Origin of the sequence: Vibrio sp. 1-2 (7-a) (assembly GCF_013048515.1) — a bacterium.
In the GTDB taxonomy this organism is placed as follows: Bacteria; Pseudomonadota; Gammaproteobacteria; order Enterobacterales; family Vibrionaceae; genus Vibrio; species Vibrio diabolicus.
The window spans coordinates 361,544-376,879 of sequence record NZ_VHSQ01000003.1; the positions used below are offsets into that span (position 1 = coordinate 361,544).

The window sequence follows — 15,336 nt, forward strand, 5'->3', positions numbered from 1 at the left end:
CCTTTAGAATAACTGCAATACAGAATCGAACAGCTGATTCGCTGTGCTGATCACTTTCATGTTGGCATTGTGTGCATTAGCAAACGTCATTAAGTTAGCCGCTTCTTCATCACTGTTAACGGCACTCACATTGTCACGAGCCGCATGTGCTTGCTTGTTCATGGCTAACTTAGCTTGGTAATCGGCGTCTGCTTGGCGTGCTTTAATCGCGGTTTGACCCACCATAGAACTGAATGCGTCATTCAAGCTCACAGAGCCATAGCCAGTCACAGAAACAGGCTTGTTGCTTAAATTAATCAACGACTGCAATACATCCGCATTACCTGGCGTACCATCACTTGAAAACGCAAGCTCACCTGGAGTCAACTCAGTGATATCCAAACTTGCCGCTGGGTTGGCAGGGTCGTAACTGAACAATGGTTTACCTGGGTTACCATTTAAATCTTGTCCAGTAGCGAGCACAGCGTTGTATTCATCCGCTAATGCTTTCGCCATGTCATTCAAAGCCAATTGGTTTGGTTTTAATACATCGGTTTGATAATCGTTAATCGCACCTAATTTGCCACCAAGAGAGTCACCAATCGCAAAACTTTGGCTTGAGAATGTTACGTGTAAGTCTGCTACGTAAGGGTCACTAGGGTCTGGAACGGCTGCGAGTTTGCCATGGTCCGTGCCCATCACAAGTGGCTGACCAGAGGTCAACGTCACCTGAACACTGCCGTCAGGCTGTTCTGTTGTTCTGATTTCGATGGTTTGAGATAACTCGCCGATCAATTTATCTCGTTCATCCATAAGTTGCGATGGGTTGCCACCTGTTCCTTGCATTTCAACCAGTTGCTTGTTTACCTTCGCGATGTTTTCCATGAGGCTATTCGCGTGGTTGAGTGCCGCATTACGCTGATCGCTCATATCTTTATGTTGATTGTGCAAAGACTCGGTCAGCGTATTAAAGCGGCGTGCCAACGCTTCAGATTCGTTGATGATTTGTTGACGGTAAGGGATCGACTCAGGCTTAACCGTGGCATCGTTAAGCGCAGCGTTTAGAGAGTCCAAACCAGCAGAAATACTGAAGCCATCGGCCCCTAGCGTATTTTCCAATTGGCTCATGTTGCTGGTGTAACCAGAAGCGTACGCCGCCATACTGTTAGTTGACCACGTTTGCTTAATCAGAAATTGGTCTGTAACACGGCGAATGCTGGTGACCTCTACCCCTAAACCAGGGCTTAAGCGGTTAGCTTTTCCGTCATCGACTGATGCCATCAACGCTTGTTGACGACTGTAGCCCACAGTATTCACGTTCGCCACGTTTTGTGCCGTTACGTCTAAGGCCACGCGGTTCGCGCCTAAACCTGAAAGGGCAATATTAACTAGGTTCATTTACAGCTCCATTTTCCTGATCAACGGCTGAGAAAACGCGGTAGTCATACCGGCCTCACCGAGCACCTGTTTTACAGAGGCGACGGCTTGAGAGGCGGTATTAAATAAGCTCGAGTTCCCCTCAATCTCGTTAGCATCAAGCTGTGAGATAGATTCAGAATTCGCACCTTTACCATCGTTTGCAGATGAGATGTTACGCGCAGCATCAAAGGCGACTTCGCGCATAGAGGGGCTAAGTTGCTGGATGAGCATATTGGCAATGCCTGAGCTCTGCTTTTTTGCCAGTTCCATTGCCAGTTGCCCATCGTACATATCGCGGAAAACACCTTGCTGCTGGCTTGCAAACGGGCTGTCTTTATCCGCTAGAACATCGCTGCTGCTGCGCATTTGACGCAGCACCATTTGTAAAAACATCGCCTCAAATTGACCCGCTACTACTTCAAGCGCGCCTTCCTGATCTCGACTCTGCTTGATGTTGGCAAGTGCGCTGTTGTCGTGATACAGCATCGAATTCAGTTGAGTTTGTTCATTGGTACTGTCTAGTTTCATCCTTAACTCCTTAAATCACGACCAATTCAGCGTTCAATGCACCCGCTTCGCTCAGTGCTTGCAGGATAGACATTAAGTCAGTAGGTGTGGCACCTAAGCTGTTTATCGCAGTCACAATAGTGTTGAGCTCCGTGCCTGGAGGCCAAATCACCATTTGAGCTAAATCTTCGTTCACATCAAGATCCGTTTGGTTAACGACTTTCGTATCGCCATTTGCAAACGCATTTGGCTGACTGACTTGTTGTGATTCAGAAATTCGCACGGTTAAGTTGCCGTGGCTCACTGCCGCCTCACTCACTTTGACGCTCTTACCGATCACGACCGTTCCCGTACGAGAGTTAAAGACAATTCGAGCAGGCTTGCGGCCTTCCACGACGCTCATTTCTTCAAGCATCGACATCATCACTACGCGCTGTTGGGTATCTTTTGGCGCACGCATATCAATGCGCGCTTTATTGATCGCAACAGCAACGTTAGGCCCAAAAGTGTTGTTGATTTCACGCGCGATATTTTTTGCCGTTGTGAAGCTTGGTTTACGCAGGTTTAAGGTGACTTCATCACGCTGGTTGAAATCAGTTTTGATTTCTCTCTCTAACGTCGCGCCATTCGGGACGCGACCTGCCGTTGGCGTGTTAACTTCGACTTTGGAGCCACTTCGCCCTTCTGCAGATAAACCGCCCACCACGACGTTTCCTTGTGCAATGGCATACACTTCACCATCAATACCGCGTAAAGGCGTCAACAATAGCGTACCGCCACGGAGGCTTTTCGCGTCACCAATTGAAGACACGACCACGTCCAAAGTTTGTCCGGGGCCCGCCATTGGATCAACGGTTGCTGTCACGCTCACAGAAGCCACATTTCGTAGCTTAGGGTTCATACTGTCATCAATTTGAACCCCAAACTGACGAAGCATGTTGGTGATAGATTGAGAAGTAAATTTCACTTGGTTTCGGTCACCCTGGCCAGCTAAGCCAACCACCAAACCATAACCAACCAATTGGTTTTCTCGAATGCCGCGTACATCGACCAAGTCCATGATCGGAATTTCCACTTCAGCATGTGAAGTGGTTGGTAATCCCAAGGTCAACACCAATAGGAAAGACGTAAAGAAAGATTGCATTGTCTTCATTAGAAAGGTACCCATGGGCTGTTGAAGAATTGAGTTAGCCATCCGGCTGCGTTGCTGTCAGCCAGAGCTCCGCGACCTGCGTAGGTAATTCGTGCATCAGCAATTCGTTGAGAAGAAACTTGGTTGCTGCGATTAATATCATCCACACGAACAATGCCAGTGAGACGAATAAACTCATCTCCCTGGTTAAGGCGCAGCCATTTTTCGCCACTGATACGCAATACACCATTAGGTAACACCTCGTGTACCGTTACGGTGATAGCACCTTGTAGCTTGTTACCCTGTGAGCTTGAAGCGCTGCCATCAAAGTTGCGGCTGCCATCGACACTAACCCCTAACTCATCGAACGTTTTCGTTCCTATGGTCGGCGCCGCGAAGTTAACCGCTGAGCTTTTGCCAAACTTAGTACCCGCTTTTTTGCTCGATGAGGTTTCTTCTGATAGTTGAACCGTTAACACATCGCCAACTCGGTAAGCACGACGATCCTGAAACAGGGTCATCGTGTATTGGTGACGATAAAGGCTACCAGACTGGGTTTCCGGCAACGTGTAATCGAGCGTTGGTGGTGCATATTCCTCGGCATTTGGCTCAGGCGGAATAAATTCCTGACGGCCGGCACATCCCACCAGCAACACGGCGGCTACTGCCCAACTCTTAGAAAGCCATTTCATTGCTTTTTCCTTCATCATCACCAATTTCATACTTACATTGATTGCGAAACAAACTTCAGCATGTCATCTGCAGCAGAGACCACTTTCGCATTCATCTCATACGCACGTTGAGTCGTGATCATGTCGACCATCTCTTCCACTACTTGTACGTTTGAACCTTCCAATGCACCTTGCTTGATGAGGCCTGCGCCATCTTCACCAGCAATCAGTTCATCTGCCGGGCCGCTGGCTTCCGTTTCACGGAACAAGTTACCACCCACGGCCTCTAAGCCTGCTGGGTTAATGAATTTTGCGAGAGTGATTTGACCAAGCTGCTGTGGCGTTGGATCGTCCGCCGTCGTTGTTGTTACCGTGCCATCAACACCAACAGAGAATGAAGAGGCATTATCTGGGATCTGAATTTGTGGCTCTAACGGCAAGCCTTGGCTGTTAACCATCAAGCCTTCAGAGTTGACATGGAACTGACCATTACGTGTGTACATGATCTGTCCATCCGAGTTTTCGATTTGAAAGAAACCCTGTCCCATAACGGCAAGGTCCAACTCTTGTGTTGTATTTTGAGTGTTACCTTGCGTAAACACTTTTTGCGTGCCAACTACGCGAACACCGCTACCTAGCTGAATACCACTTGGCAACTCGTTAACTTGGTCTACTTGAGCACCAGGTTGACGCTGAATGCTGTAGAAAAGGTCTTCGAATACAACTCGGTCACGCTTAAAGCCAACTGTATTTACGTTCGCTAGGTTGTTAGAAATGGCAGTCATCTTCGTGTCCTGCGCTGCCATGCCTGTTTTACTTACCCATAATGCTGAATGCATTTTTTATTACTCCTTGCGGGGCGAGATTTATCTCGCCGCCATTAATTTATTACCAGCTTGTGCCAACGTCTCGGCCGTTTTCATCATGCGAACTTGCATCTCGAAGTTACGCGTTAACGACATCACGCTAATCAACTCATCAATGGCAGATACGTTACTGCCCTCAATGTGCTCAGGAGAAAGTTGCACCGTTTCATCGGCAGCGAATGGCACGCCATCTACACTGTGCAGTAGGCTGTCACTCTCTTTTTGAAGTTGGTTCATTTCTGGTTTAACCAACTTCAACGTTCCCGCGACGATTTCTGCGCCACCACCTGGTGGAATCACGGATACTTGACCACGCTCGCTGATTTCAATCTTTTGATAATCAGGCACAACCAAAGGCCCATTTTCACCAAGAACAGGGAAACCATTGATGGTCATGGCACCAAAAGTGTCGACTTGGATATTGCCCGCTCGCGTGTACGCTTCGTTACCCGCAGGGGTTTCAACAGCAAGATAACCCTCACCCATGATGGCGACATCCAACGGGCGTCCCGTTTTCATAATGTCGCCAGAATCAAAACGCGTTGAGGCAGAGTTGGTCACAACCATAGTGCGACCATCAAAACCTGGGCCTTGCATTTCTACACTGCGCACGCGCTCCATATCCGCTCGGAAGCCAGCAGTATCAGCGTTTGATAAGTTGTTTGAACGCACGTGCTGAGCCTTAAGAACTCGACTCGCACCTGACGTTGCAGTAAATAACAAGCTATCCATGCAAAACTCCCATTACACCGCGTTAAACAAAGCTTGAGTTAGCTTGTCGCTGGTAGAGATGGTTTTCGCGTTTGCTTGGTAGTTACGCTGTGCGGTCATTAGCGCCACAAGCTCACTGGTTAAGTCAACGTTAGAACCTTCTAACGCACCTGGGGTTAAATCACCCAACGTACCTGAACCAGGGACACCCATGATTGGCGCACCAGAGCTAAAGCTTTGAGTCCACGCCGTACCACTCACTTTTGCTAAACCTTGTGTGTTGGCGAAGTCTGCAAGTACAACTTGACCTTGCAGCTGTGATTGGCCGTTAGTGTAGGTCGCGTAAACCATGCCATTACCTTCAACGCGTACACCTGCAAGCTCACCGGATGTGTAACCGTTCGGGCTGTTAGTACTTACGCCGAATTTCGCACCAAACTGCGTGCTGCCTTTCAAGTTAATGTCGACACTCATCGCGTTTGCGCCTGCCGCAGGGAATGAAACATTAAACGGAGCCGTTGGTGAAGAAAGCGAACCGTCTTTGTCAAACGTTACTGGTACCGTTGTCACTGGTGTTGCGCCACCATCCACTTGAACATTCACTTCCCAAGAGTTAGAAGCGGTCTTAGTGAAGTACTGGGTTACCGTGTGCGAGTTACCCAGCGAGTCATAGACTTTTGTGGTGTAAGACGAATTGAATGAGTTTGGATCGTCCGGATTAAACGGCGTTACCGTTTTATCAATGGCAGACGCACTTGCATCAAAGTTTGCAACAAAATCAAGACCGTCTGTCGCTTTTGCATTCAGTGATGACGTAGATACTTGGATATTGCCCACAGAGCCTGTCATCAGGTTGTTGTTGCTATCCACACTGTAACCTTGCAGTTTTGCGCCACTGTTAGCGGTAACAAAGTTATCTTTATCTGTCGCGAATACACCTGAACGCGTGTATAGCGTTTGACCCATGTTGTCTTTAGTGACAAAGAAGCCGCCACCGTTGATCGCCAAGTCCATCGCACGGCCAGTTCCTGAGATACTGCCGTCTTTGTCGAAGTTCTGTGAAATTGACGCGACTTCTACACCACCAGGTTGCATGCCGTTGTATACCGCGGAGAATTCTGTGCGGCCACCTTTAAAACCATACGTTGATGCGTTGGCAATGTTGTGACTGATTGTGTTTAGCTCTGTGTTGGTCGCGTCCAGACCACTTAGTGCGATGTTAAAACTCATAAAAAGACCTCTGATTTCCCTATTTGGTTAAGCACCAAACTGAGTGATTTGATAGAAAGGAACGTTGCCAACGCCATGGACATTGACTAATGCTGCGCCGCCAGTATTTGGAATACGCACTTGCTCAACAGTGCCAGCCATGAGCACATTTGGACTTGCTTGCCCTTCTTGCACTTCTACTGCCACTGAGTATTTGCCTGGTTTAAGACCAAGTTCTTCAGGATTAATTGAAAAGTCGACGTCACCTTTGCCGTGAGCACCTAATGGCACTTTAGTAGATTGACCAAACTCATCTTTCACAACTAACGTCACTTGGTTTGAGCTATGAGCGAGTTCGATTTTTCCGTTCTGTACGCCTTCACCAAGCTCAAATTCTTTGGAATTGACGTAAACAGTTTGTCCGACGAGCCCCGCTGTCGATAGCACTTGCATGTTGTCGAGGAGAATCATGCTCTGTTGCATTGTCTTGGACATATTCTCGGTACTTTGAACTTGAGAGAATTGAGCCAACTGACCAACGTATTCCGTGCCATCAAGTGGGTTAAGTGGATCTTGGTTTTGGATCTGAGCCACCATCAAAGAAATGAATTCGTTCTCTAATGAAGAAGCACTGTTCATATCTTTGGGGTTTGGTGCAATGCCATTATTCTCTTTTGCTTTAGTGCTCACAGGAGCATCAGACGATAAAGGTGTATATTGTGCGAGACTCATTAACTGCCCTGCCCTAATCTAAGCAGACCTTGCTGCATACTTTTCACATTTGATAACACTTCAACATTGGTTTCGAAGCTACGTGTCGCTGACATCATGTCTGCCATTTCAGCCACGACATCGATATCTGGGTAATACACATAACCTTCACCATTGGCCAACGGGTTGTTTGGCTCAAAGCGTTTCTCGGCTTCTCCCGCATTTTTCACAACGTCAACAATGCGAACTTCAGCATTGGGATAAACCCCGTTTTCCGTTGTCAGCTGCGCTTTTTGGTACACAGTCGCGAATACGGGCTTCAGCGCTTTATAAGCGTCATCTGGATTTGCAGACACCGCGTCCGCGTTAGCTAAGTTACTGGCGACCGTGTTAAGACGCACAGTTTGTGCTGTCATCGCGGATCCAGTGATCGAGTAAATATCAGTGAATGACATAATTAACGTCCCTCAATCGCTTTCGTTAAGCCATTAAATTTCATGTTGAGAAACGTCAGGCTAGTTTGAAAGTCCATGTTGTTTTGCGTGAATTTCGCTTGTTCAACACCCAGTTCTACAGTGTTGCCATCTTTGCTGTTCTGGTAAGGCACCGAGTATTGGGCCTGAACCTGAAACTTAGGCACTGGTTTGTTCACACCGCCTGCAGCCACCTGGTTCATTACGGTGGTGAAACTTAGGTCTTTCGCCAAATACCCAGGGGTGTCAACATTTGCTAGGTTACTGGCAAGGACTTTGGTACGCTGAACGCGAAAATTAAGTGCCTCTGGATGTACACCTAAAGCATTTTCAAATGTGATCGCCATGCATCTTCCTTACAGTTGGCTCGAATACGCCAACATACAAACAAGATGCGTGCCATAAAAAATAGTTATATATATCAATGATTTACAAACAAGGATGGAAGCCAAACTTCCGGCTCACGGAAAGCATTAAAAGCAAGGGGAAAGTGCTTACTTCCTCAACATTAATGCTAACTCTGCTTGCTCTAATACCAGGACAAACTTTCGCCAACACCTCTGGCAGAACCCTAAGCGTTGAGGAGATAAAATCTGTTGTAGCAGAGCATTTCAAACAAGAAGTGGCCCAAAATGCTCACTCTAACCAGTGGGGAGAATACCAACTGGATTTCGACATGTGGGTACCAGGCTCGGCGAATCACCTACCTGAGTGTGAATCGCCTCTGGTCATCACTGGTCGCGACAATCAAGCGTTGCCAGTTGGAAACCTTAAGCGCTCAGTAAGTTGCGATGACATCGCTTCACCCTGGCGAATTAACGTCACGATAAAATCTTCTCTGACACTGCCTGTCTTGGTTGCCACAACCACGGTCGGTCGAAATGAAGTTGTGACTGCCAAGCACGTTAAACTGGAAACGCGCACCATCTCGCGACAAGACGATTTTTATACTCGCCCAGGACAAGCAATAGGCTTAGAAACCTCTCGCCGTTTACGTGCAGGGCAAGTGGTCAACCCATCCAATTTATCTGCTCCACCTTTAATCGAAAAAGGCAATGAAGTCATAGTGATTGCGAGCAAAAATGGATTTAGCGCCAGCACGAAAGGAGTCGCCTTAGAAGATGGTGCGAAAGGGCAACAAATTGAAGTAGAAAACCTAAGTTCTGGCAAGGTCATTAGAGCTGTCGTAACCGGGTTAAACCAAGTTCATACTCAATTTTGATTTTGGACTCAGAGTAACATTTTTTAATTTTGGCTCTCGTCAGTAACACTGAACTTCGAGTACAAAAAAAATATTTAATGTTTATCACATCCTAACCGCCTACTTAATTTAGAACATGATGATGAGGACCACAGCATGAAAATCGACAAAGTCGCGGGCGGTCATGTCCCACAAACAAAATTACAGCAAGCAAGCAAACAGCCTGTCGACGTCGTCGAACAGAGCAAGGTACACGAGCCTGCATTTCAAGCGAATACCGTAGCGATAGATCGCGCTCAAGCTGAAATGGCATCACTACCTGATGTTGATATGGAAAAAGTAGAACAAGTACGTAACGCATTAGCGCGTGGCGAACTTAGCCTAGATACCAAAGCACTATCAAAGGCGATCATGCAATTCCATACAGGTCACGAGTAATAACACACTAGGAAGAGATCATGGCAAGCGCAGTATCGCAGCGAATTCAACAATTTATTCGCTCAATACCTGAGGATATCAAGCTCTATCAACAACTTATCCCTTTGCTTCAACAGCAAAAAACGTTGTACTTAAAGTTTGATGGTGAGGCACTGAGCAACAATGTTCAGAAACAAATGCCAATACTCAATAAACTTAGTCGCTCAGCCAGTGATAGAAGCCAGTGTATGCGAGAGCTGGGGTTAGCGTGTAATGACGCCAGCGTAAAACGAATTTTCAATGCTTTGCCTGCCCAAATAGGTATGCAAGCTAGAAAACAATGGGCGCTATTGGAAACGTTGGTAAGTCAGTGCCAACAATACAATCAGAGCAATGGCCACAGCTCTGCGGCGTTCCATGAGTTGGTCAGTCAACTCAAACAACCTGTGCAACACACTTATGAAGATAAATCGTTCTAAACGATGTTCGTCTTGCCTACAGATTCAGTCGCCATCTCGGCTGAGTACTGTAGGCCTTTTTATTTTTATCGCCTTACTATCCTGCTTTTCAATCACCAGTCAGGCGAAACCAAGCCCAGCTGATATTCAAACGCAATATCAAGTTTTAGCCCCATACAAGCCACAAATCGCCAAGCGTCTCGATTCATCCAGCCTGGTGATTCATCATATTTTCAAACAACTGCAAAGCCACTCTTTACCAAAGACTCTAGCCTTAGTGCCAATGTTGGAATCCTCTTACAACCCCAAAGCCGTTTCTCATGCCAACGCCGCCGGACTTTGGCAACTGATACCAGCAACAGCTCAACGATTCGGGTTGACTGTAGATACAAAACAAGACGATCGCTTTGATACAGAAGCAAGCACAGCTGCAGCACTCAAGTATCTGACGTTTTTATACAACAAATTCGATCAAAACATGGCGCTGACATTAGCGGCCTACAATACAGGCGAAGGGCGTGTCGCACGCGCTATTCAGCGAGCTGGCAGTAACGACTTTCAGAAGCTCACACTACCTAAAGAGACTCGCCAATACGTTAGTCGATTCTTCGCGCTGGAAAAGTTGATAGATATCGGTCAGTTACAATCCTCATCATTTCAACCTTTACTCTTATTTGCTTCAGATGCTCCGATGGTTTCGCAACCGCTGATCGACTTTAGTCCACTACCTCCGTTGGTCAATTTGTGATAAAAATCACGACAAAATCCAATGTCAGAAAAACGTAAAATTACAAGATCGTGTTCGGCCAATTTGAAAACTCGTGATCTCTATGCAAACGTGTGCAAAAAAGTTGAGGTAAGGTATCTCAAAGATAAGAAAGAGTAGTGGTTTATTAAAAGGTACCCAAATTGCGCTTGCCAATTGGGTAGATATGCGTCACATTGCGTTTGCAAAAAACATGAAAACCAATGGTTGGACCTAATAATTATTTACACACTAAATGTAAAACAGCTATTGTTTTCATAGTTCGAAACAAATTTAAAATATCAAGATGACGCTTCGCTTGCGCGTCTGGAATAAGTCCGGGTTCCGGGGGGGAGTCCGGACTTTTTTTATCGATTTAAAAGCTGACCTATCAACAGAACAATGAGTGGGTAAGTCACTATGAGGCAAGCTAAGTTATTTATAGTAATTCTTTAGAAATCAACTGAAGCAAAAACGTTTCGCGCTCGATGCTCATGCCTTTTTTCGGGCTTTCTGCCATGGTCTTTTCATTGTGCGCTATCGCTTCGTGAATGTTCATCCATACTGGACGCATTCCATTTTTAACTTCATAGTCTTCATAAGCCGTTTCGCCTAACTCACGATCGATTTTACATGTATAGCAATACGACACCATGTGCATTACGTCAGCGTCGTCTTTGTACCAAGGACGAAATTCCTCAAAGATCCCGAAAGGCTTAATACCATGGATATTCTGCGCGCCGGTTTCTTCTTCTAGTTCACGAACTAGTCCAGCAATCACATCTTCACCATCATCAATACCACCACCAGGCAAAGTGTAGTCATGGTAACGCTCTGTATAGAGCAACAACACATCTTCACCATCTAGTACGATGGCGCGTGCCGCATTGCGCTGGAAAATAATTTTGTCGTCCAAGTGCTCAATGTCCGGATGAACGGTCGATTTTAAGTGTCTCATCGAAAATACCACTGTCATGTTTTGCGCGCATATTACCGAACTTCACGCTTTAAATCATCGTTGTCGGTCCAAATGCGTTCAAGACATTGGTTTGAACGCAACGGTTCTAACCTTCGTAACAATCCGCAACAAATAGAAGTGTGACGTGATAACCAGTAAAAGATGAGAATATCTAAATTCTTATACGTCCCTCTTACTTTTAACATCGATAAGACAATAATCTCTGAAAGTTGCCTATAATCAATACAATACTCGCCCACCCCATGCGGAGATAAAGAATGAAAAAGACAAATTTAATGATGGCTATGGCTGCAACGTTGGTACTGGCTGGTTGTTCAACTTACGAAGGTGCCACTCGCTCGACTGAGTATACCTCCGTCGCAAATCCTGCAGCCGTTTACTGTGTTCAGCAAGGTGGTGAGTTGGATACCGTTTCGGAAAATGGCGAACGTGTGACTTACTGCGTGCTGTCTGACGATAATCGTGTCGAGCAATGGGAATACTATCGCGACAATCATAAAGAAAGTGAGAGTGGCGACTACTAAAATTTTTTGTCGACACGCCAGATTCCCTCTATCACTTAGGAGCCTTTAGGCTCCTTTTTTATTTGATTTATCAAAACTTTCTCACTTCATTTTTACATACCTCTGACTTTACCGCATATCGACACTATATCGAACAGTGTTCTATTCTTGACATTCCTCTGACATAACTTTCCACTTGGACAATAAAATCCCAAACACAGATCACACTAATTCACATTTCTTCCACATTTTCTGGAACAGGTGAGCAAGATGAAAACACAAATAGTAAAAGAAGCCGAGTCAGCCCCAAGCAACGTTGTTACTGAAGAGTCAAAGCGCATCATTTATAAATCGAGTTTAAGCGCATTGATGATTGTCGCTATCAGTATTCTCGTTAACCTCAGTCTTCGCCTTGATTATGTCGTGTTGGGTTCAAGCCTTGGTGAGCTTTCCATAACAGAAACACTCCAGCTTGTGATGCTCGCGATTGCATCGTGGTCATTTTTTAGCCTATCTAAACAACAGCCTCAGCTAAAGCATGCGGCCATTTTGATTGCCGGCTTTTTCACGGTGCTCATTATTCGTGAAACAGACTATTGGACAGACATGATTCGTCATGGTTCTTGGGTTTTCCCTGCGCTCGCTGTCACCGCACTGGCTTGCGCCAAAGCTTACCAAGGTGGTAAAGGTACCATGAACGAAATGGCGACCATCTTAACGGTTCCCCACATGAAACTGTTAATTGGTGCCGTGATGCTATTGTTGGTCTTCTCTCGCTTGTATGGCATGGGCAGTTTTTGGCAACAAGTGATGGACGAGAACTACATCCGTGATGTTAAAAATATTTCAGAAGAAGGCATGGAACTCCTTTGCTACTGTTTGATCGCATTGAGCGCAGTCCGCACAAAACGCGAACTTAATGAATAGACTCAGGATCCAAGCGGCGGTTCAATGCAGTTAATATCGGATGAACGATCCTTAACGCTTGTTCCGCAGCTCCTACAGATTCATCCAAGGCCGTCATTTCGATGGCCTTTTTCATGTCTTCAATCTGTTGCAAACTATCTTTATCGAGTGGTAAAGCGAGCAATTGCTGAATGGCATGTCTCGCGATCATAAGCGACTTCTTTCGGACAACCGATAAGTCTCGTAAAAGTGCTCCCTGCTTGACCCCTTCTAAATAAACTCGGTAAGTCGTGAGTTCATCCAGTAATAAAAATGCCGCTGCCATAGGCCCTTTATGTGGGTATGGTACGCTGATATGTTTGTTGATATCCAATGGTAAGTTGAGAGTAACGCCCATGGATGCGCACTCAGATTTTAGTACTCGTAATAATCCCTGCTCATCCATCAAGGTTTGGATTTCTATGATTCGCTCAAGGTGGTAGTCATTCGACAACAAGGTGACCTCAACCGAACGCGCTGACCATAACTGGAACAAACCACTATCACACAAAACGCGAGAAGCGTAACGCATGTTCTGAAACGTATTCAAAGAGCGATTTTCTAAAAGTATTTGATGTTCAGGGAACGGATGCACAGCGGCCGCATTGAGAGATTTAAAATAGCTGTACATTGCATCTGCTTCAGAAATGCGTTGACCTTGCGTTAATCCACCACAAAAAATAATCGCCGTTCGCTCTGTCGGCAATGACGCAATCACATTAGATAACGCTTCGACTCTTGTTACCCCCTCAACGGTCAATCTGCTATTGACGAGGCGTTTACCTAAAACGATGACCACATTGTCTAACTTCATTTCAAAATCTCGCGCTTAGTTGGCAGTGTTACAAAAATCTTCTTTCACTCCCGGCCTACAGGCTTTAACATCTAGTTAACAACACTGTTCTAGAGACCTTTATAAAGGTTCACTGCTAAAGGAAGTCAATTATGCTGTCGATTTTCGATATATTTAAGATTGGTGTCGGGCCTTCTAGCTCCCACACTAATGGTCCTATGCTTGCCGGATTCCATTTCACTCAACTAGTTAGCGACTCTATGGCGAAAGTGCATCGGGTGCAAGTGGACCTTTATGGCTCATTATCGCTCACTGGTAGAGGGCACCACACAGACCGAGCCACTGTCCTTGGTTTGATGGGAAATAAACCCGATACCATCAAAATGAGTAGCGCTAAAAGTGCGCTACAAAATACTATAGACAACAACACGCTGCTACTCGCTGGTACGCACCAGATTGAGTTTAGCTACGACCATGACATCGTCTTTCATAGTGACAACCTTCCCCTGCATGAAAACGGAATGACGATTACCGCACTAGACGCTGCGGGAGACCAAGTGGCGTTTGAAATTTATTATTCCATCGGAGGCGGATTCATCGCCACCGCTGACGAACTAGAAAACGGCACGCAACAAGATGAAGTCGCGGTACCATTTCCTTTCACATCAGCGGATGAGATGCTGGAAAAAGCCGAGACTAACGGTTTTAGTTTGGGAGGCATGATTCTACAAAACGAACTGGCATTCCGCTCAGATGAAGAAATTAGCCAAAGAGCAGAACAAATTTGGAAAGTGATGTCGCTCTGCATGCAACGTGGTTTCGATACGGAAGGGATTTTAGAAGGTGGTCTCAATGTCACTCGTCGTGCACCAAATCTTTTGAAGAAGCTCGAAGCTAACGCTGCAGTTGAGAATGATCCAATGGAGATCATGGATTGGATTAACCTCTTTGCCTTTGCGGTTAGCGAAGAAAATGCAGCTGGAGGACAAGTCGTTACTTCTCCAACTAATGGCGCCGCAGGGGTTATTCCGGCGGTATTGATGTACTACCATCGCTTCATCAAAGAGCTTGATATTAAACAGCTGAAAGACTTTCTTGCAGTCGCTGGCGCTATCGGCATCTTATACAAAACTAACGCGTCAATTTCCGGCGCCGAAGTGGGTTGTCAGGGAGAGGTCGGGGTTTCTTCATCCATGGCAGCCGCTGGTTTAACGGCACTCAGAGGCGGCAGTAACGAGCAAATTTGTATTGCTGCGGAAATTGCGATGGAGCATTCATTAGGAATGACTTGTGACCCGATCGGCGGCTTGGTTCAAGTGCCTTGCATTGAAAGAAATGCCATGGGCGCAATGAAAGCCATTAATGCCTCACGTATGGCATTAAAGCGCACGAGCAAATGCCTTATTTCATTAGATAAAGTTATCGAAACCATGTATCAAACTGGTAAAGATATGAACAAAAAATACCGTGAAACTTCCTTAGGTGGCTTGGCCGTCATTCATATGGCACCGCCATGCGAATAATCAAATAAGCCCGCTATATCATTGCTGGCGATGCACTTCGTCAGCAATTTCCTTTCTCGCAAGACCTCTTTTTATTTGCCAGTAATCCTATACC

At 46.0% G+C, this 15,336-nt stretch carries 19 protein-coding genes; 7 read left to right on the forward strand and 12 right to left on the reverse strand.

All coding sequences use genetic code 11. From position 1 onward, the window contains the following. Positions 1-3: 3 nt before the first annotated feature. The 10 genes from flgK to flgB are packed head-to-tail and all read right to left on the reverse strand — an operon-like array spanning position 4 to position 8,025. On the reverse strand, positions 4-1,377 hold the full coding sequence (gene flgK / locus FKN08_RS11860; RefSeq protein ID WP_005395291.1) for a flagellar hook-associated protein FlgK: 1,374 nt from the start codon (positions 1,375-1,377) through the stop codon (positions 4-6). Next, positions 1,378-1,926: a rod-binding protein gene (locus FKN08_RS11865; RefSeq protein WP_005395292.1), complete on the reverse strand. Its 549-nt coding sequence runs from the start codon at positions 1,924-1,926 to the stop codon at positions 1,378-1,380. Positions 1,927-1,936: 10 nt separating this feature from the next. Next, positions 1,937-3,058, reverse strand: coding sequence for a flagellar basal body P-ring protein FlgI (locus FKN08_RS11870; protein ID WP_053808116.1), 1,122 nt, complete (start codon positions 3,056-3,058; stop codon positions 1,937-1,939). Further along, complete coding sequence (gene flgH / locus FKN08_RS11875; protein WP_005395295.1) at positions 3,058-3,729, reverse strand: flagellar basal body L-ring protein FlgH; 672 nt, start codon at positions 3,727-3,729, stop codon at positions 3,058-3,060. The genes FKN08_RS11870 and flgH overlap by 1 nt, the downstream gene beginning before the upstream one ends. Before the next feature lie 32 nt (positions 3,730-3,761). Beyond that, positions 3,762-4,547 (reverse strand): flagellar basal-body rod protein FlgG, encoded by a 786-nt coding sequence (gene flgG, locus FKN08_RS11880; RefSeq protein ID WP_005395297.1) that lies wholly within the window; start codon positions 4,545-4,547, stop codon positions 3,762-3,764. Positions 4,548-4,574: 27 nt separating this feature from the next. After that, the gene (gene flgF, locus FKN08_RS11885) at positions 4,575-5,306 is read right to left on the reverse strand and encodes a flagellar basal-body rod protein FlgF (protein WP_006741308.1); all 732 of its coding nucleotides are present in this window, start codon (positions 5,304-5,306) and stop codon (positions 4,575-4,577) included. Positions 5,307-5,318: 12 nt separating this feature from the next. Next, positions 5,319-6,515: a flagellar hook protein FlgE gene (gene flgE, locus FKN08_RS11890; protein ID WP_046873843.1), complete on the reverse strand. Its 1,197-nt coding sequence runs from the start codon at positions 6,513-6,515 to the stop codon at positions 5,319-5,321. 27 nt (positions 6,516-6,542) lie between these two features. Beyond that, positions 6,543-7,226: a flagellar hook assembly protein FlgD gene (gene flgD, locus FKN08_RS11895; RefSeq protein ID WP_005395303.1), complete on the reverse strand. Its 684-nt coding sequence runs from the start codon at positions 7,224-7,226 to the stop codon at positions 6,543-6,545. Beyond that, the gene (flgC, locus tag FKN08_RS11900) at positions 7,226-7,660 is read right to left on the reverse strand and encodes a flagellar basal body rod protein FlgC (RefSeq protein ID WP_005395305.1); all 435 of its coding nucleotides are present in this window, start codon (positions 7,658-7,660) and stop codon (positions 7,226-7,228) included. The genes flgD and flgC overlap by 1 nt, the downstream gene beginning before the upstream one ends. A gap of 2 nt (positions 7,661-7,662) precedes the next feature. Beyond that, positions 7,663-8,025, reverse strand: coding sequence for a flagellar basal body rod protein FlgB (flgB, locus tag FKN08_RS11905; protein ID WP_005395306.1), 363 nt, complete (start codon positions 8,023-8,025; stop codon positions 7,663-7,665). A 77-nt stretch (positions 8,026-8,102) separates the two neighbouring features. Here flgB and flgA point away from each other — a divergent pair, with 77 nt between their 5' ends. The 4 genes from flgA (at position 8,103) to FKN08_RS11925 (ending at position 10,502) form a co-directional block, all read left to right on the forward strand. Beyond that, on the forward strand, positions 8,103-8,900 hold the full coding sequence (flgA, locus tag FKN08_RS11910) for a flagellar basal body P-ring formation chaperone FlgA (RefSeq protein ID WP_006741306.1): 798 nt from the start codon (positions 8,103-8,105) through the stop codon (positions 8,898-8,900). A gap of 135 nt (positions 8,901-9,035) precedes the next feature. Continuing rightward, positions 9,036-9,317 carry a flagellar biosynthesis anti-sigma factor FlgM gene (flgM, locus tag FKN08_RS11915; RefSeq protein WP_006741305.1) on the forward strand — a complete coding sequence of 94 codons (282 nt, stop codon included), beginning with the start codon at positions 9,036-9,038 and terminating at the stop codon, positions 9,315-9,317. Positions 9,318-9,337: 20 nt separating this feature from the next. Next, positions 9,338-9,775, forward strand: coding sequence for a flagellar export chaperone FlgN (gene flgN / locus FKN08_RS11920; RefSeq protein ID WP_006741304.1), 438 nt, complete (start codon positions 9,338-9,340; stop codon positions 9,773-9,775). Then, positions 9,756-10,502: a lytic transglycosylase domain-containing protein gene (locus FKN08_RS11925; protein ID WP_170892198.1), complete on the forward strand. Its 747-nt coding sequence runs from the start codon at positions 9,756-9,758 to the stop codon at positions 10,500-10,502. Before flgN ends, FKN08_RS11925 begins: the two co-directional genes overlap by 20 nt. 436 nt (positions 10,503-10,938) lie before the next feature. Here FKN08_RS11925 and FKN08_RS11930 read toward each other — a convergent pair whose 3' ends face one another. Beyond that, positions 10,939-11,457, reverse strand: coding sequence for an NUDIX hydrolase (locus FKN08_RS11930; RefSeq protein ID WP_005395311.1), 519 nt, complete (start codon positions 11,455-11,457; stop codon positions 10,939-10,941). 278 nt (positions 11,458-11,735) lie between these two features. On the opposite strand from FKN08_RS11930, the gene FKN08_RS11935 reads away from it, so the two are divergent. After that, a complete protein-coding gene (locus tag FKN08_RS11935; RefSeq protein WP_005395313.1) occupies positions 11,736-12,002 on the forward strand; it encodes a DUF333 domain-containing protein in 267 nt (88 codons plus the stop codon). Positions 12,003-12,251: 249 nt separating this feature from the next. Further along, entirely contained in the window at positions 12,252-12,908 is a 657-nt protein-coding gene (locus FKN08_RS11940) for a hypothetical protein (protein WP_124007490.1), read from the forward strand. Here the strand turns inward: FKN08_RS11940 and FKN08_RS11945 are convergent. Beyond that, on the reverse strand, positions 12,898-13,740 hold the full coding sequence (locus tag FKN08_RS11945; protein ID WP_170892199.1) for a YdcF family protein: 843 nt from the start codon (positions 13,738-13,740) through the stop codon (positions 12,898-12,900). The two genes, FKN08_RS11940 and FKN08_RS11945, sit on opposite strands and share 11 nt — an antisense overlap. Positions 13,741-13,871: 131 nt before the next feature. On the opposite strand from FKN08_RS11945, the gene FKN08_RS11950 reads away from it, so the two are divergent. Further along, positions 13,872-15,242, forward strand: a complete 1,371-nt coding sequence (locus FKN08_RS11950; protein ID WP_005395319.1) for an L-serine ammonia-lyase — start codon at positions 13,872-13,874, stop codon at positions 15,240-15,242. Positions 15,243-15,336: the final 94 nt, after the last annotated feature.

Excerpts from the sequence above, each read along its gene's own strand:
- FKN08_RS11870 (WP_053808116.1), bottom strand. The coding sequence starts at position 3,058 with ATGAAGACAATGCAATCTTTCTTTACGTCTTTCCTATTGGTGTTGACC.
- flgM (WP_006741305.1), top strand. The coding sequence starts at position 9,036 with ATGAAAATCGACAAAGTCGCGGGCGGTCATGTCCCACAAACAAAATTA.
- flgD (WP_005395303.1), bottom strand. The coding sequence starts at position 7,226 with ATGAGTCTCGCACAATATACACCTTTATCGTCTGATGCTCCTGTGAGC.
- FKN08_RS11865 (WP_005395292.1), bottom strand. The coding sequence starts at position 1,926 with ATGAAACTAGACAGTACCAATGAACAAACTCAACTGAATTCGATGCTG.
- FKN08_RS11930 (WP_005395311.1), bottom strand. The coding sequence starts at position 11,457 with ATGAGACACTTAAAATCGACCGTTCATCCGGACATTGAGCACTTGGAC.
- flgB (WP_005395306.1), bottom strand. The coding sequence starts at position 8,025 with ATGGCGATCACATTTGAAAATGCTTTAGGTGTACATCCAGAGGCACTT.
- flgC (WP_005395305.1), bottom strand. The coding sequence starts at position 7,660 with ATGTCATTCACTGATATTTACTCGATCACTGGATCCGCGATGACAGCA.
- FKN08_RS11945 (WP_170892199.1), bottom strand. The coding sequence starts at position 13,740 with ATGAAGTTAGACAATGTGGTCATCGTTTTAGGTAAACGCCTCGTCAAT.
- flgE (WP_046873843.1), bottom strand. The coding sequence starts at position 6,515 with ATGAGTTTTAACATCGCACTAAGTGGTCTGGACGCGACCAACACAGAG.
- flgH (WP_005395295.1), bottom strand. The coding sequence starts at position 3,729 with ATGAAATGGCTTTCTAAGAGTTGGGCAGTAGCCGCCGTGTTGCTGGTG.
- FKN08_RS11935 (WP_005395313.1), top strand. The coding sequence starts at position 11,736 with ATGAAAAAGACAAATTTAATGATGGCTATGGCTGCAACGTTGGTACTG.
- FKN08_RS11950 (WP_005395319.1), top strand. The coding sequence starts at position 13,872 with ATGCTGTCGATTTTCGATATATTTAAGATTGGTGTCGGGCCTTCTAGC.
- flgF (WP_006741308.1), bottom strand. The coding sequence starts at position 5,306 with ATGGATAGCTTGTTATTTACTGCAACGTCAGGTGCGAGTCGAGTTCTT.
- flgA (WP_006741306.1), top strand. The coding sequence starts at position 8,103 with ATGATTTACAAACAAGGATGGAAGCCAAACTTCCGGCTCACGGAAAGC.
- flgK (WP_005395291.1), bottom strand. The coding sequence starts at position 1,377 with ATGAACCTAGTTAATATTGCCCTTTCAGGTTTAGGCGCGAACCGCGTG.
- flgN (WP_006741304.1), top strand. The coding sequence starts at position 9,338 with ATGGCAAGCGCAGTATCGCAGCGAATTCAACAATTTATTCGCTCAATA.
- FKN08_RS11925 (WP_170892198.1), top strand. The coding sequence starts at position 9,756 with ATGAAGATAAATCGTTCTAAACGATGTTCGTCTTGCCTACAGATTCAG.
- flgG (WP_005395297.1), bottom strand. The coding sequence starts at position 4,547 with ATGCATTCAGCATTATGGGTAAGTAAAACAGGCATGGCAGCGCAGGAC.
- FKN08_RS11940 (WP_124007490.1), top strand. The coding sequence starts at position 12,252 with ATGAAAACACAAATAGTAAAAGAAGCCGAGTCAGCCCCAAGCAACGTT.